General features: G+C 49.4%; 13 protein-coding genes. 12 read left to right on the plus strand and 1 reads right to left on the minus strand.

The genetic code is table 11. The annotated features are described in order from the left end of the window. The first annotated feature begins 404 nt into the window (after positions 1-404). From ACI48K_RS06245 to ACI48K_RS06260, 4 genes are read left to right on the plus strand one after another with little or no spacing between them, the layout of a single operon-like run. Entirely contained in the window at positions 405-1,100 is a 696-nt protein-coding gene (locus ACI48K_RS06245) for an ABC transporter ATP-binding protein (RefSeq protein WP_475026697.1), read from the plus strand. Continuing rightward, on the plus strand, positions 1,084-2,112 hold the full coding sequence (locus tag ACI48K_RS06250; RefSeq protein ID WP_475026698.1) for an efflux RND transporter periplasmic adaptor subunit: 1,029 nt from the start codon (positions 1,084-1,086) through the stop codon (positions 2,110-2,112). The genes ACI48K_RS06245 and ACI48K_RS06250 overlap by 17 nt, the downstream gene beginning before the upstream one ends. Positions 2,113-2,144: 32 nt before the next feature. Next, complete coding sequence (locus ACI48K_RS06255) at positions 2,145-5,009, plus strand: FtsX-like permease family protein (protein WP_475026699.1); 2,865 nt, start codon at positions 2,145-2,147, stop codon at positions 5,007-5,009. Between the two features lie 3 nt (positions 5,010-5,012). Beyond that, on the plus strand, positions 5,013-5,906 hold the full coding sequence (locus ACI48K_RS06260; RefSeq protein ID WP_475026700.1) for an ABC transporter ATP-binding protein: 894 nt from the start codon (positions 5,013-5,015) through the stop codon (positions 5,904-5,906). A 98-nt stretch (positions 5,907-6,004) separates the two neighbouring features. Here the strand turns inward: ACI48K_RS06260 and ACI48K_RS06265 are convergent, their stop codons facing one another. Further along, positions 6,005-6,205 (minus strand): hypothetical protein, encoded by a 201-nt coding sequence (locus ACI48K_RS06265; RefSeq protein WP_475026701.1) that lies wholly within the window; start codon positions 6,203-6,205, stop codon positions 6,005-6,007. Between the two features lie 299 nt (positions 6,206-6,504). Between ACI48K_RS06265 and ACI48K_RS06270 the strand changes: the two genes are divergently transcribed. The 8 genes from ACI48K_RS06270 to ACI48K_RS06305 all read left to right on the plus strand — a co-directional run bounded on the left by ACI48K_RS06270 (position 6,505) and on the right by ACI48K_RS06305 (position 14,173). Continuing rightward, positions 6,505-7,209 (plus strand): VIT1/CCC1 transporter family protein, encoded by a 705-nt coding sequence (locus tag ACI48K_RS06270; protein WP_475026702.1) that lies wholly within the window; start codon positions 6,505-6,507, stop codon positions 7,207-7,209. A 263-nt stretch (positions 7,210-7,472) separates the two neighbouring features. Next, a complete protein-coding gene (gene helD, locus ACI48K_RS06275; RefSeq protein WP_475026703.1) occupies positions 7,473-9,854 on the plus strand; it encodes an RNA polymerase recycling motor HelD in 2,382 nt (793 codons plus the stop codon). Positions 9,855-10,156: 302 nt separating this feature from the next. Next, positions 10,157-11,158: a GPP34 family phosphoprotein gene (locus ACI48K_RS06280; RefSeq protein ID WP_475026704.1), complete on the plus strand. Its 1,002-nt coding sequence runs from the start codon at positions 10,157-10,159 to the stop codon at positions 11,156-11,158. Between the two features lie 15 nt (positions 11,159-11,173). Continuing rightward, positions 11,174-11,434 (plus strand): helix-turn-helix domain-containing protein, encoded by a 261-nt coding sequence (locus ACI48K_RS06285; protein ID WP_475026705.1) that lies wholly within the window; start codon positions 11,174-11,176, stop codon positions 11,432-11,434. 309 nt (positions 11,435-11,743) lie between these two features. Beyond that, on the plus strand, positions 11,744-12,448 hold the full coding sequence (locus ACI48K_RS06290) for an HAD family hydrolase (protein ID WP_475026706.1): 705 nt from the start codon (positions 11,744-11,746) through the stop codon (positions 12,446-12,448). 619 nt (positions 12,449-13,067) lie between these two features. Beyond that, positions 13,068-13,547, plus strand: a complete 480-nt coding sequence (locus ACI48K_RS06295) for a GNAT family N-acetyltransferase (RefSeq protein WP_475026707.1) — start codon at positions 13,068-13,070, stop codon at positions 13,545-13,547. Between the two features lie 46 nt (positions 13,548-13,593). Then, a complete protein-coding gene (locus ACI48K_RS06300) occupies positions 13,594-13,791 on the plus strand; it encodes a DUF2711 family protein (protein ID WP_475026708.1) in 198 nt (65 codons plus the stop codon). Continuing rightward, positions 13,778-14,173, plus strand: coding sequence for a DUF5071 domain-containing protein (locus tag ACI48K_RS06305; RefSeq protein ID WP_475026709.1), 396 nt, complete (start codon positions 13,778-13,780; stop codon positions 14,171-14,173). The genes ACI48K_RS06300 and ACI48K_RS06305 overlap by 14 nt, the downstream gene beginning before the upstream one ends. Positions 14,174-14,915: the final 742 nt, after the last annotated feature.

A 14,915-nucleotide genomic window follows, 5' to 3' on the forward strand; every position in this document is an offset into this window, starting at 1 on the left:
ATGAATAACGTCATATGACATAGGTATGCTCGAATTTGAGGATTTACAATAAATGGATGACAATGGTATGATTTTGAAAACGCTTCCGAGGAAGGGGAAAACGGAGGGGAAGGTAGAATGTGGAAATCGGGATAGAAAGGAAGTCTATTTTTGAAGACGATGATAAAAGATTTAGCCCGAGAACTAGAGTTAGCGATAAATGGAGGGAACAGGCCGAAGAGTTGCGATCCTCCCTGCCTTAATGGAGCGGATGTCGGTGGGCCGACGGGAAATCGAAAGTTAGCATCTCCAAAGAGCTCCCTTACGGAGATGAGATATAATGAGTGGAAGTTGTAAAAAAGTGGATAACCCTGGATGGACGGTCCGACAAGAAGGTTCCTTCAGGGAGTGTTGGGAGGCGGACTATGACAGCTGAATCAGGCGATGCTCTCATCGAGGTTGAAGGTGTCAAACGAATGTTCGGCCGTGGCAGCGGCGCGGTGACGGTATTGCACGATGTCAACCTGGAAATCCCCGCAGGCAAGCTCGTTGCTTTTAAAGGGAGATCGGGCTCCGGCAAAACGACGCTGATGAATCTGCTCAGCGCCCTGGACCGGCCGACGGAAGGCCGGGTGCTTTTCGAGGGCCAAGATTTGACCGCATTATCGGACCGGGAACGAGACGGAATCCGGCGGGCGCAGATGGGGCTGGTGTTTCAATCGTTTGCTCTCATTCCGCTTATGTCGGCTTATGAGAATGTGGAGTTCGTTCTACGGATATCCGGAATTCCGGTCAAGGAGCGGGAAACGGCGGCCATCGCCGCACTGGATTTGGTGGGGCTGAAGTCCCGGATGCATCACCGCCCCTTCGAACTATCCGGAGGAGAGCAGCAGCGGACAGCGATTGCCCGCGCCATTGCCCATAAGCCTAAGCTGATTTTGGCGGACGAGCCTACGGCGGAGCTGGATAGCCGGACTGGGCTGCACATCATTAAAGTGTTTCGCGATCTGGTGCTGCAGCAGGGCTTGACCGTTGTGATTACCACCCACGATCCGGCCATTATGGAAATCGTGGATCATGTTTACGAATTGGAGGATGGACGCATTGTCGCAAACCATTAAACGATGGGTCTTTCTCATAAGCGCTGTCTCCCTTGCTGCAGCGCTCAGCGGCTGTTCGCTTTTGCCCAAGGAGGATGAAGCTCTCGCCCCTCCTCTGGTGAAGCCTGCTCAGGAAAACTATGATACGGCCAAAGCGGAGAAGGGTACGATTACGAAAAGTATTCAAGGTACGGGCACTTGGGAGTCGGTTTCCACGGATGTGGCGATGTTCCAAGGGCAAGGGGGACGCATTAGCGAAATCCTGGTATCCTCCGGCGATAAGGTCAAGAAAGGCGACGTGCTCATTCGCCTGGTAACCGACGACCTTGATTTACAGCTGAAAGAACAGGAGCTGGCGTTGGAACGGGCCAAGTACGCCCTTACGCAAGCGCGGGAAGGCGGGCAGGATGCGGAAGCAGTGCGGATCGCCAAGCTCCAGGTAGAAGTCGAGCAAATCAAATATGATCGGCTGCAAAATTTATACAACAGCAAGCAGATTGCCGCCAGTATGGACGGTCAGGTGGTGTTCGTCGAGGCTCTGAAACCGGGAGATGTGGTGGATGCATATCAGACGTTAGTGACGATAGCCGATCCGACGAAGCTTCGTCTGGCAATGAGTGTGGAAAATAGCTCCGATATCAGCAATGTGGAAGTCGGCATGGCGGCCAATGTAGAGGTGAAGGGTACGAAGCTTGTAGGAAAGGTCGTGCAAACACCGTCCTCCTCGCCGCAGACGCTGAATAAAGATTTGGCCGAAAAATACGCCAAGTCGCTGTTCATTAATCTGGATAAGATTCCCGATAACGCAGAAATCGGCAGCTCCGCCAATGTGGAGATCGTGACGCAGCAAAAGGATAATGTGGTGAAGATTCCGAGGGGCGGATTGCGCAATAATTTCGGCCAATCTTTCGTACGCATTCTGGAAGATGGGAACAAGCTCCGGGAAGTGGATGTCGAGACGGGGATTACCGCATCAACGGAAGTTGAGATCACCAAGGGACTGGAAGCGGGCCAAACCGTCGTCCTGCAATAGTTTGGCATTCTTGATGACAGGGAGGCTTTTGAGTGGCCTTATTTCTCATGTTGATCCGAAAAATGGCGCAAAACAAGTGGTTAGCGGGGAGCCTGTTCTTTGGGATGCTGATAACGGTGGCACTGGTGAGCACGATGCCGATCTATACCGAGGGCATTCTGTCACGAATGCTGTTCAAAGATCTGGAGAAGCTGCAAACCGACAATGGCGCCCGCCCCGGCATTCATTATACAACGGTGAACTACATGCAAAATACGAACGATGCCCGGAAAAAGGCGATGTATGGCCTGGATAGCTTTATGGCCAAGGAGCATAATGATTTCGGTCTTCCGGTAATCGACTACGTCATCGATCGAAGAACCCAACCAGCTCATTTGGTGCCGGAGCAGTTCGATTCGAATAAGAAGGATTATCCGTACACCACATTGCGCTCCTATAGCGGGATCTATGACCATATCAAATTGACCGACGGCCGACTGCCTTTGGGCAAGCCCGTGGATGGGGTTTACGAGGCGCTGGTAACGGATCAGACGCTGCAAAAGTACAATATGGTGTTGGGAAATGTTTTCTACCTCAAGGACCCTAAAATCACGGAGACGATCAATTTGAAACCCGTTGGCGTTTTCGAGAAGAAAACGGATGACGATCCCTACTTTTATAATACGAATCTCAGTGATTTTGCCAATTTCTTTGTCATCGACGAAAACTTGTTCCAAACGGAGATTCTGGATAAAAATAAGATGAATTTGCAAGCCAGCTCGTGGTATACCGTTCTGGACTATTCCAAAATCGAGCTTAGCAATGTTGAGCAATTCCTAGCAGCAGACAAGCTGGTTCGTAAAACGGTAAACAGCCGGGTTAGCAGCGTTTATGCTTCCTACAACATGCCGGCGCTGGACACCATTACCCACTATTTTGACCGGGGAAAGCAGCTGCGTAAGCTGATGTGGGCGCTTAACGTACCGGTATTGACCATGCTGGGCTTTTACATGTTCATGGTGTCGAATCTCATTGTGGAGCGGCAAAAGAATGAGATCGCCGTCCTCCGCAGCCGTGGTGCCGCCCGTTGGCAAGTGGCCGCATCCTTCGCCGGCGAGGGTTTGATTCTGGGGGCGGTTGCGCTGGCTTTGGGGCCGCCGCTCGGCTTGCTCTTGACGGATATGCTGGGCGCGTCCAGCGGCTTCCTTGTCTTTGTTAGGCGGGCGATGCTGCCGCTGCATTTGACGAGGGAAGCGTATCTTTACGGAGCCGTCGCCGCCGCCAGCGCCTTTGTCATGACAATGATTCCCGTTCTGCTCGCAACCCGGGTATCCATCGTCGGACGGAAGCAGGAGTTAGCCCGTTCTGCGAAGCGGCCCCTTTGGAATAAAGCGTTTCTGGACGTTCTCGCTTTGGCTGTATCTATTTACGGGTTATTCACCTTCCGCAGCAGGTTGAAGGATTTGAAAAACCTCGCTCTCGGCACGGACGATCTAAAGCTGGATCCACTGCAATTTATCGTTCCCGCCCTGTTCATCTTGGGGGCCGGATTGGTCTTGCTCAGGCTATACCCGTATGTGCTGCGATTCATATATTGGCTGGGCCGCCGCTGGTGGCCGCCTGCAGCTTATTCCACGCTGATTCAGGTGGGCCGCTCCAGCAGCCAATATCAGTTTCTGATGATTTTCATGATACTCACTATCTCTGTCGGGGTGTTTAGCGCCGGGGCGGCCCGGACCATCAACAGCAACACGGAGGAGCGGATTCGCTACGGCAACGGCGCCGACATCGTGCTGCAACCCGTTTGGATCAACGATGCCCCTCCGCTGGCAGCGCCGGGGGCTCCTCCCGGGTCCGGCCCGTCTGCTTCCAGCTTGTCGAAGCCGGTGCACTATCTGGAGCCCGCTTTTGACCCCTATACCAAGCTGCCGGGCGTCGAGCAAGCGGCGAAGGTGTTTATTAAAAAGGATGCGACCTTTTCCACCAGTCAAAGCCATGGCTCCGCTTCTTTAATCGGCATTGACACCGATGACTTTGGGCGCACCTCCTGGTTCCCCGATGGGCTGCTGGTACATCCGTTTTACGAGTATTTGAATGTTTTGGCATCGGATTCCCGGGGAGTGTTGATTTCTGGAACATTGGCGGATCAAATGAAGGTGAAGGTTGGCGATTCCATCTACGTCGGCTGGGAGGGCGTGAATGAGCAGCCGTTTATCGTATTCGGCGTTATCGATTATTTCCCTACGTTTAATCCCAATCCCAACGGGATAACTTCGGGAACGGCCAACAATGCGCCTATGCTCATCGTCGGTCATTTATCCCGCATTCAATTCCAATTGGGGATGGAGCCATATCAAATTTGGCTGAAGTTGCAGCCGGGAGCTTCGATTGCGACTCTTTATGATGGCATTGAGAAATCCGGCGCAAGCCTTAACAACATGATGAATACACGGGACAGTTTGGTCTCGGCAAAAAACGATCCGTTCTTGCTGGCGGTAAACGGTATCCTAACTCTGGGTTTCCTGCTTTCTATGATTGTGACCTTCACGGGCTTTCTGCTTTACTGGATTTTGACGCTTCGGGGAAGAACGCTGCAAAACGGCATCATGCGAGCTATCGGTTTGTCCTTGCGGCAGTTGATCAGCATGCTGGCGCTGGAGCAGCTGCTTACCTCCGGCGTAGCCATCGTCATCGGCGTGGTCGTCGGAAACATTACAGGCCGGCTGTATGTACCAAATTTCCAGATGGCGTTTAATCCGGGCAGTCTGGTACCGCCCTTCCGGGTGGTGTTCGCCTCCATCGACTTCATTCGCTTGTACACCGTTGTCGGGGTGATGCTGGCTGTGGGCTTGATCATTATCGGCTACATACTGTCCCGGCTGAAAATTCATCAAGCGCTCAAGCTAGGGGAGGATTAACCGATGATACACTGCGAAGGCTTGGTGAAAATCTACAAAGCCGCCGATCTGGAGGTGTTTGCCCTGCAGGGGTTGGACCTCCAAGTCGAGGACGGCGAGCTGATGGCTATCATCGGCAACAGCGGCAGCGGCAAATCGACGCTGCTGAATATGCTGGGGGGTCTGGATCGGCCGACGGCGGGAACGCTGACGGTGGACGGGCGCAACATGCTGAAGATGACGGAGAAAGACTTGGTTCGGTATAAACGGGAAAGCGTCGGCTTCGTCTGGCAAAACAACGCCCGCAACCTGATCCCTTATTTGACGGCGCTGCAAAACGTGGAGCTGCCGATTTTGCTGAAGGGCCGCCGCCGGAGAGAGCGGGCGATTCAGCTTCTGGAGGCGGTGGGGCTGAAGGAGCGGATGCTGAGCAGGTTGCATCAGCTCTCCGGCGGGGAGCAGCAGCGGGTAGCCATCGCCATCGCTCTGGCCAACCATCCGAGGCTGCTTTTGGCGGACGAACCGACAGGGTCGCTGGACTCCCGCATGTCCGAACAAATTCTCGATTTGTTCCGGGAATTGAACCGAAGTATGGGCATCACCGTGGTCATCGTCACCCACGACCCGCTGCTAGCCAAGAAGGTAGACCGGGTGGTCGCCATTCGCGACGGCAAAATCTCTTCGGAGATGCTCCGCAAACGCTCTTACTCCGAGGAGTTGGCCGAGCTGGAGCAGGGCGGTGCGGCCGTGGACGCAGAAGAAGAAACTCATGTCGAATACGCCGTCTTGGACAAAGCCGGCCGGCTGCAGGTGCCAGCCGATTATTTGAAAGCTATCGGCATCAAGAATACCAACAAAGTGAAAGTCGAACTGGTGGAGGGCACTATTGTGCTGACTCCGCCGGAGGAAGCGTCGTAAATCAAGCGAAACCGCCCTGGAAGAGTTGCCGGGGTGGTTTTTTGAATTAAAAGAAGACTGGACGTATCCAGCTATGGCGTGGATCAAGTACATACTCATTACGCGGATATCGGCAAATTTTGCTCCATCGCATCGCATGCCTGCATAATCCCTGCAATCAACCGATGTGGCGTGTGACGCAGCATCATTCGACCTACCGCCGTGCCCAATATCGCTTTGCCGAGTCGGATGACGCCGAATTCTTCCAATGGCTTAAAGAGCATCGCGTGACGATCGGCCACGACGTCTGGATCGGCCATGCAAGGTCATCGGCTCCGACTCCGTCGTCACGAAGGACGTGCCGCCCTATACGATCGTGGCGGGCGTTCCCGCTCGGCCGATTCGGCTGCGGTTCACCGAGTCCATCGTTCGGCAGCTTCTGTGGACATCGCCTGGTGGGATTGGCCTCGGGGACTGCTGGAGGTGCGCTTCGAGGAGTTGTACGATCCGTTATGGATTAGAGGAGGTGATTATTCGCTTTAGTATTGAGGCTGCACTTCTACAGGGGTAGAATGATTTAGATAAGACAAGGTCACAAGTCGAATAAGGGGTGCATCCGTTGGATAATTTGGGAAATAACACGCATGTGGAGAAACATTTTATGGCTTCGGATTTGATTCGGGACATCGTGATCGGTATGTCGGACGGGCTCACGGTTCCGTTTGCGCTTGCCGCAGGTTTATCCGGATCGGTCACGGGAACCAATATCGTAGTCGTTGCCGGTCTTGCGGAAATCGCAGCCGGATCGATCGCCATGGGGCTCGGCGGATATTTGGCCGCCCGAACGGATCGGGAGCACTACGAAAATGAACTGGAGAGAGAACGGCGGGAGGTTATCGAGCTTCCGGATCGCGAAAGGGAAGAAGTGGCTGATGTTCTGCGGGAATGGGGGCTTAAAGAGCCGATCGTCGAATCGGCGGTGAACGAAATCAGCGAAGACCCGGATCGATGGGTATCTTTCATGATGAAACACGAGCTTGGACTGGAAGAGCCCGAACCCAAGAGAGCCCGGAACAGTTCTTTAACGATCGGCTTATCCTACATTACCGGCGGTCTCATTCCTTTGCTGCCTTATATGTTCATTCATCAAGCCGCTGCCGCTTTGACGGTCTCCGTGGTCGCGACCTTGATCGCATTATTCGTTTTCGGTTTCGTCAAGGGAAAATTCACGGGTTCAAAGCCGTGGAAAAGTGCTGTTCAGACCACTTTGGTTGGCGGGGTAGCCGCAGGGATCGCCTTTCTGGTAGCGAAAATCATCTCTTGAATGTTACTAATAAGCCGGCCGGATGATCCGGTATTCCGGGGAATATAAAAGCCGCGTTACGGATGGCGAAAAGAAGCTGTCCGTAACGCGGCTTAATTTATTGCTTTATACGCTCAGAAGGATTGCCAAAAGAGTATAAGCGTGATATAGTGAAAAGGCATGTTTAAATATTGTTTGAAAATAAACCTAATTATCCAATTATTATTTTACGCTATTTTCTCAAGCCAGTCAACCCCCCATTTTTATAAAGGAGGAGCCAGTAAATGAAAAATGAACTTCGGCAAGAGCAAGAGCGGGTGAACCGCGTCCTGGAGACGATTGCGGGACAAATCGGCACTCTTGAGGACGAAACCTCCCGGCACCGGAAAGAGGTGGTCGATCTTCGCAAAGGGTTTTGGGAAGACGTTACGGTGAACCAGGACAACTTCGACGATTTTCTCGAAACGATCATCAGCTTGCGGCAGCAGGCGGAAGTCCTGTCTTTGAGCCAAAGCACGCATCGGCAATCCTCCAAGCGGCTGAATTCGCTTCGTCGGCTCAGGGAAACGCCTTATTTTGGCCGGATTGATTTTGCCGAGGAAGGTATGCCGGGTACGGAACGGGTTTATATCGGCGTTTCTTCGCTTGCGGATGATAGCGGCGAGGAGTTTCTAATCTATGACTGGCGGGCGCCGGTTTCCAGTGTTTATTACGACTACACGCCCGGACCGGCGCAATACGAGACGCCTGGAGGCACGATTCGCGGAGAGCTTGAGAAAAAGTGGCAGTATCTTATTCGCGGCGGCAACATCGAGTCGATGTTCGACACGAGCATAACCATCGGCGACGAGATTCTGCAGCAGGTCCTCGGCAGATCCACGGACAGCCATATGCGCAGCATCGTGGCCACCATCCAGCAGGAGCAGAACCGGATTATCCGGCATGACCAGGGGCGCCTGCTCGTTGTTCACGGCGCTGCCGGCAGCGGTAAAACTTCGGCCGCTCTGCAGCGGATCGCTTATTTGCTGTACAAATATCGGGAGCGGCTGACGGCGGATCAGATCGTTTTATTTTCGCCAAACGCCATGTTCAAGAGCTACGTCTCCCAGGTGCTGCCCGAGCTCGGCGAGGAAAATATGCAGCAGGCCACGTTCCAGGAATATTTGAGCCATCGTCTGAGCGACGGCTTTGACGTGGAAGACCCTTACGAGCAGTTGGAGTATGGGCTGACGGCAGCGGAAGAACCGAATTACCCGACTCGCATGGAGAGCATTCGTTTTAAGGCATCGACCCGCTTTGTTGAGGCGATTCACGCTTACCGGGAGTCGCTGGAGTCGGCGGGGATGCTGTTCAGGACCCTCCGGTTCCGGGGTGAAACGATAGTCTCCGCCGAACAAATCGCCGAGAGATTTTACAGCGCCGATACATCACTCCGTTTTCACGGACGGATAGACCGGCTGGCGGAATGGCTGAGCGGACAGCTTCATGAAGCCGAAAAGCGCGAACGGGAACAAACGTGGGTGCAAGACGAAATCGAGCTGCTCAGCAACGAGGAATATGAAAAAGCCTATGCCCGGCTGCGGAAAAAAGGCGGACTTCCGGAAGCTGCGGAGTCTGATGCGGAATCGAACTTCGCCGAGGATGAGGATATTCAAATTGATGACGCGAAACGGGAACTGGCCCGCATGATCGTTCGCCGGAAGTTCAAACCGCTGCGCGAGCGGATCAAGACGCTTCAATTTGTGGATAGCAAAGCCATTTACAAACAGCTTTTTGCCGATCCTTCGGGAATTTCCGCCTGGATGGAAGGGGACGCGCCGGAAAAATGGACGGATATTTGCGAGTTGACGGTAAATGAGCTGGACAATGGCAAACTGCCGTACGAGGATGCGACCCCGTATTTGCTTTTGAATGAGCTGATTCTGGGCTTTCAAACGAATGTCTCCATCCGGCATGTGTTGATCGACGAGGCGCAGGACTACTCTCCTTTTCAATTCGAATTTGTCAAAAGATTGTTTCCGGCGGCCAAGATGACCGTACTTGGGGACTTTAATCAGGCGATTTTCGCTCATACCGGAGAATCGCGCGACTTTCACGGTCTTGCCGGGCTTTACGGGGCGGATCAGATCGAAACGATCACGCTCGACCGAAGCTATCGGTCCACGAAGCCGATTGTCGAATTTACGCGCGGGCTTGTGGCCGGCGGGGAACGGATCATCCCGTTCGAACGGGACGGCGATAAGCCGGTGCTGACCAAGGTAGCGGATCACGACGAATTGCACCGCAGCATCATCGCCAAAGTTGCGGAACTGCGGGAGCGGCAGTATCACACAATCGCGGTCATCTGCAAATCCGCTGTGGAGAGCGCGGCTGCTTTCGAGGCTTTGGGCGGCGGGATTGAAGAGCTCAAGCTGGTGTCAAGGGGGTCGATTGAATACAAGCAGGGCGTTGTGGTGATCCCGGCTTATTTGGCGAAAGGCATTGAGTTCGACGCTGTGATCGTCTATGACGCATCGACTCGGGTATACGGCGATGCGAGCCTGCGAAGACTGTTCTATACCGCATGCACCCGGGCCATGCATGAACTGCAGCTGTACAGCGTGGGCGAGCCAAGTTCATTATTGAAGAACGTTGCGCCGGAAGCTTTGGTCATTGAAGGCGCATAACGTAAAAGATTCCGTTTGGCGATCTCAGCCCTTCGGGCTTCATTGATGAAGCCCGAAGGGCTTTTTTTGCCTGCGGCGATTCGGGGCGGGAAAAAGCGAGGGGGTTCGCCTTGTTCTTTTTTATGGCGGTTGTTGTTTGAAGGTTGACAATGCCGCTCAAAAGGAATATATAGTAAGTAGTAAGTGATAAGTAGTAAGTAGTAAGTGTAAATTATGGGTGGCCAGGAATCGACATCAAGATCTCGCGTTCTCATTTATCAGGTAAAGGCCGCTCGATTCCATGTTGATGGGGGAGTTTGGCGATGACTGAGCTTGCATTGGCACAGCGTTTTTCGATGATCGCTTTAAATGCACAGCGGAGCGGTACGATGACCTCCGTGAAAAAGGCAGCCCTTCGCGCGATGGCCGCCGCGGCGGTATTGGAGGTTCACCTGGAGGGCGGGTTTCAGGCTGCGAATGGGAATGGAACGGATGTGCTCACGCTGGACGCTGATTTTGCGGCTGTTACCCAGACGGCGTATGTGGCAAGGGTTTTGGAACCTTTACGTTTCAAGTCCAAAGAGGGCCAGCAAACCTTGCAGTGGTGGTTGAAACAGGCTTCTTCATTATCCAAGCGCAAGCTGGTCCGAATGGAGCGCGCAATGGCCGAGTCTCTTTCGGACCTTGGCATGCTGGAGGAGATTCCCAATCTGCTCGGGTGCGACATGTATTACGAATCGGCAGGCGTTTCGGTCAAAGAGTACCGAAGCGACATGCAGGAATATACAAGGATTACGGAGGGAATCCGTGCGGAAATCCTCGAAGACGGCCCGGTGAGCGACGAGACCGTTTGTTTATTGTGGCTGCTGCGGGAGAGCGGCTGTCTGCTGGACTTTTTCTCGCGAAATGAACTTGAAACGGTAGCGGCGAAAATGAATGGCCTGGATCAAACGAATCCGCTGGCCCATACGTTGTTTCTGATGGGGATTCATCGGGGATGGGAGTTCGCGCTGAAGCATTTTTTTCGCCTGAAAACCACGTTTGTGCGTACTTCGGTCGGTACCGGGATGATGTTTCTGTTTCCGTTTCTGGAGCGTTCCCAGGCGGTTTTTATTGAGACGGAGTCCTGGTTCGCGAGCTCGCATGAGCGGCTGAACGCCGTCAAGACGCGGCTCGAATCGCAGGGCCACGTATTTACGGTGCTGGAAGGCGGGGGGACTCCGACGATTAAAGTCGACAATCTTGTTTATGAAGCAGTTCCACATTTCGTCCAAGTACGCGTGCCGATCCAGGGAGTACGGCTCATTCCAAAGCGTCCGGTTTAAAGGAGCCCTGTAACTATGTCCAGACAACGTTCCATAGAAGCCATTCTAGCCTCGGAGTACGTCACGATCGGCGAACTGGTACGGCTGACGGCGACCCGATACAGCACCTTGAAGTTCTACACGGAGGAAGGCATGCTGCCGTTCGAACAAGCGGAGGAGAATTTGACGCGCCGGTATAAACGGGAAGAGAGCGTTGAGATGATTCTGCGGATCAAGAAACTGAGGACGGAAGGGTTGTCGATCCCTGAGGTTAAAGAAGCGCTGTGCGGGAGTTAAAGGCGGGAGCTAGTGCGGCCGCGGGCCTGATATATGATGTATTTTAGGTGAAGCTGGATTCCAAAAGCATTGGAGACTTCCGCAGTGGCGGGGGTCTTTTTTTGTTGGGTAGGTTGTAGTTTCATAAGGAGGTCCTTAAGAACCTTAGGCTTATCCATAGTCCCCTGGACCGGTTGATGAGGGATAAAGAAGTGAAGGAATCCAAGGATTAGCCAAACAGACAATAAGTAGGGATCGAACAAGGATTATATTAGGCTTCGTCAAATATACAATTATGGGATATAGAAAGCAGCCGGAAGTGATTAGAGAATGTGGGGTGATTCGGTGAAGGCTGTTGGTTTCGATCTTGGGGATACATTGATCTATTACGATAATGTACCGTTAAATTGGAAGAACCTATATAGATGTGCATTAATTAAGATTGTACAAGATCTAAATTTACAACTTAGTGATGACGTCATTCATGATGCAGAACTGATATTATCTCGTTACAACACCAGAATAAACCCTAGAGAACAAGAAGTGAGTGATAGTGATATTTTTAAAGATATATTGGCTGTATGGGGGGTGAGTGATCAACATACCAATCAAGCGATAAAAACGTTTTTTAGTTTTTTTCAGCAACGATCGATGGTTTACCAAGATACCCTGACACTATTGGAAGAATTAAAACGAAGAAGTATTAGAATTGGTATCCTTACCGATGTACCCTACGGAATGAACAAATCGTTAGTTTTAAAAGATATAGAGCCAATTAAAGATTATGTAGATGTACTACTGACTTCAGTTGATGTTGGATATAGAAAACCACGGCCTGAAGGATTTGTGGAATTATGTAATAAGCTTGGGGTCTCAAGTAAGCAAATCATGTATGTAGGTAATGAACAGAAGGATATGGAAGGGGCCAATACAGCTGAAATTCAATCAATTCTATTAAATAGAGAACATCAAAATCAAGAATGGAACCAACAATTCAGTATAAAAAATCTCAATGAATTATTGAATTATTTGTAAGTGGAATCGAGGAAGACAGTTAGGATTCGTGATTTGAAATCGTTATCCAAATTTAACTTAAAATTAAAAAGGAGCTAAAACAATGCAAGTGTGCTATAAGCATGCTGAAAAACCGCATGCCAAAAGTTGCCCATATTGTAATAAAGATTATTGTGAAGATTGTCTACTATTATTAGGTAAGAGAAAAATGGTGATTTGTATAGATTGCTATACATTTCTATTTAATAAGATTAAGAGGTCAACTATCAGAAGATATATATATCTAGTACTAGGATTGATATGGCTAGTGCTACTGCTGGTAAATTTCTCGGATTATTTTTTATTGGGGAACTCGAATTTAACAATATTTACACTGCTTGGAGCAGGAATCCTCTACTCAATCACTGTAAATATCATTAGATTGATTCAATTTAGAAGCTGGGAAGTGATAGAGAACTACCCAAAAACTATAAAGAATGAGCTTCAGAGTTAATTCGAAAAAGGCATTAACCTTGGAAAGCGGGCACACCCGCAAGGCTAACTGCGCAAGCGCAGCGGATTAAGCCTTTTCGGCGTCGGGAACATAAGAATGTTTAAAAACCTTATAATCGTTACAACCCTATAGGAGGGCTTTTTTATCATGATAAGAATGTGTAACAGTATGGATATGGAAGAAATCTATCTGATAATCAACGATGCAGCAGAGGCCTATAAAGGAGTGATACCTGACGATAGGTATCATGAACCTTATATGTCAATGGAAGAACTGAATAAAGAAATCAGGGATGGTGTTGTATTTTGGGGTTATGAGGAAAATAATCAATTATTGGGAGTTATGGGGATTCAAGATAAGAATGAAGTATCTTTAATCAGACATGCCTATGTACGAACAAACCAACGCAAAAGCGGGATTGGCAGCAAACTTCTGTCTCACTTGACGTCTTTAACTAATAAAACGATCTTGATAGGAACTTGGGAATCAGCCGATTGGGCAATTAAGTTTTATTTGAAAAATGGCTTTATTCTTGTTTCACCTGATGAGAAGGAAAAATTATTACAATCTTATTGGGATGTTCCTGAAAGACAAATTGAAACGTCTGTTGTTTTATGTAATAGTTAAGGGCTTCATAATAAATAATTACCGATGATTTACATAGAATTGCCTTATGAGCGTGAATGATTCTTTTATTACGTTAATTCGCACAAATGTACATAACCCATTGGAAATAATAAAACAAATGGGTTGGGACGCAACCATATGTTCCAAGATACATAAATACACGAATGTTAATGGAGATAATTGTGAAATTCTAAACACAAAACTCATTAAAAGAAATTTGGTGAATCCTTATGGATATTCGTGAATTGATTCCAAAACATAAGCAAGACTATGAAAGAGTAGAACAATTAAAAACAAAAACACTGGAAGAAATGAAACCGATATTACCTGAATTACTTGAATGGTTGCAGGATATGAATTGGCCAATTGCTCAAGATATAGAAGACATTGTGATTAACTATCAGGCAGATTTATTACCACATTTAAAGAACATATTTAATACAAATGATGGGGAATGGAAGTTTTTTATACTTCACGGTTTGGCAAGTAGGTTACCAAAACATATTCTGAAAGAATTAAAACCCGATTTAAATCGAATGAAAGATTTCCCCACGAAAGATGAGATCGTATCTGAAATAGATGATATAGCGACAGAACTATTAGACGAAATTACGGCAATTGATTAAGAAGGGGAGGCAGTAATGATATTTTTCCAGAAAACGAATAAACTGTCCAATTTCTTTTTTTGTTTTTTTGTACTATTTCTCATTCTGACTATAATCTTCTTTGCAAGCAGCCAGTTCACTGAAGTCCTTTCGTATAACTTCACCAATGATCTGAGAGGAACTGTCTGGATGCTAATTTGTTTTGTGATTTCGATATCTTCGTTAATTGCAGGTGTATCACTTAAGTGTTTGATAAAAGAAGCCAATTATGAAATAAAATTACTTGAAGAAAGATTGAAGAGAAATAAGTCTTAGATATTTATGCGGGGAATTTCGAAGAGGGCAAAATTTCGTCTGTTGGTCGCTCGATTCGACCGAGGTATTTCAGGGGAAGTTGACTTTAGGCAGACGACCCTGCGAGGCTTAAAGTCGAAGCCGCCTAGCGAAACAATATACAACTGAGTTATCTAGGTGGCGATGGGTTGCTATAAGAGATAATGAGGAATTATTATTAATTGAAGTATTACCAGAATTAGCTCAGATATTAATGCTTAAATTTACCGAAACCCAAAGAATGGACTTGTACAAACAGGTCAAAGAACTAAGAATAATTTGTTTGTGTGAGTGTGGTGAGACGTATTGTGGTTCATTCTATACGCTAGATCCTGAACTAACAAACGTTGCTGAGAATGATTTGAGGGATTTAGCTGGCAGGGAGGGATGGTCAAGGTCTATAAAGATCATGTAGATGATCAAACTTCTG

It is taken from the genome of Paenibacillus terrisolis (genome assembly GCF_056171975.1).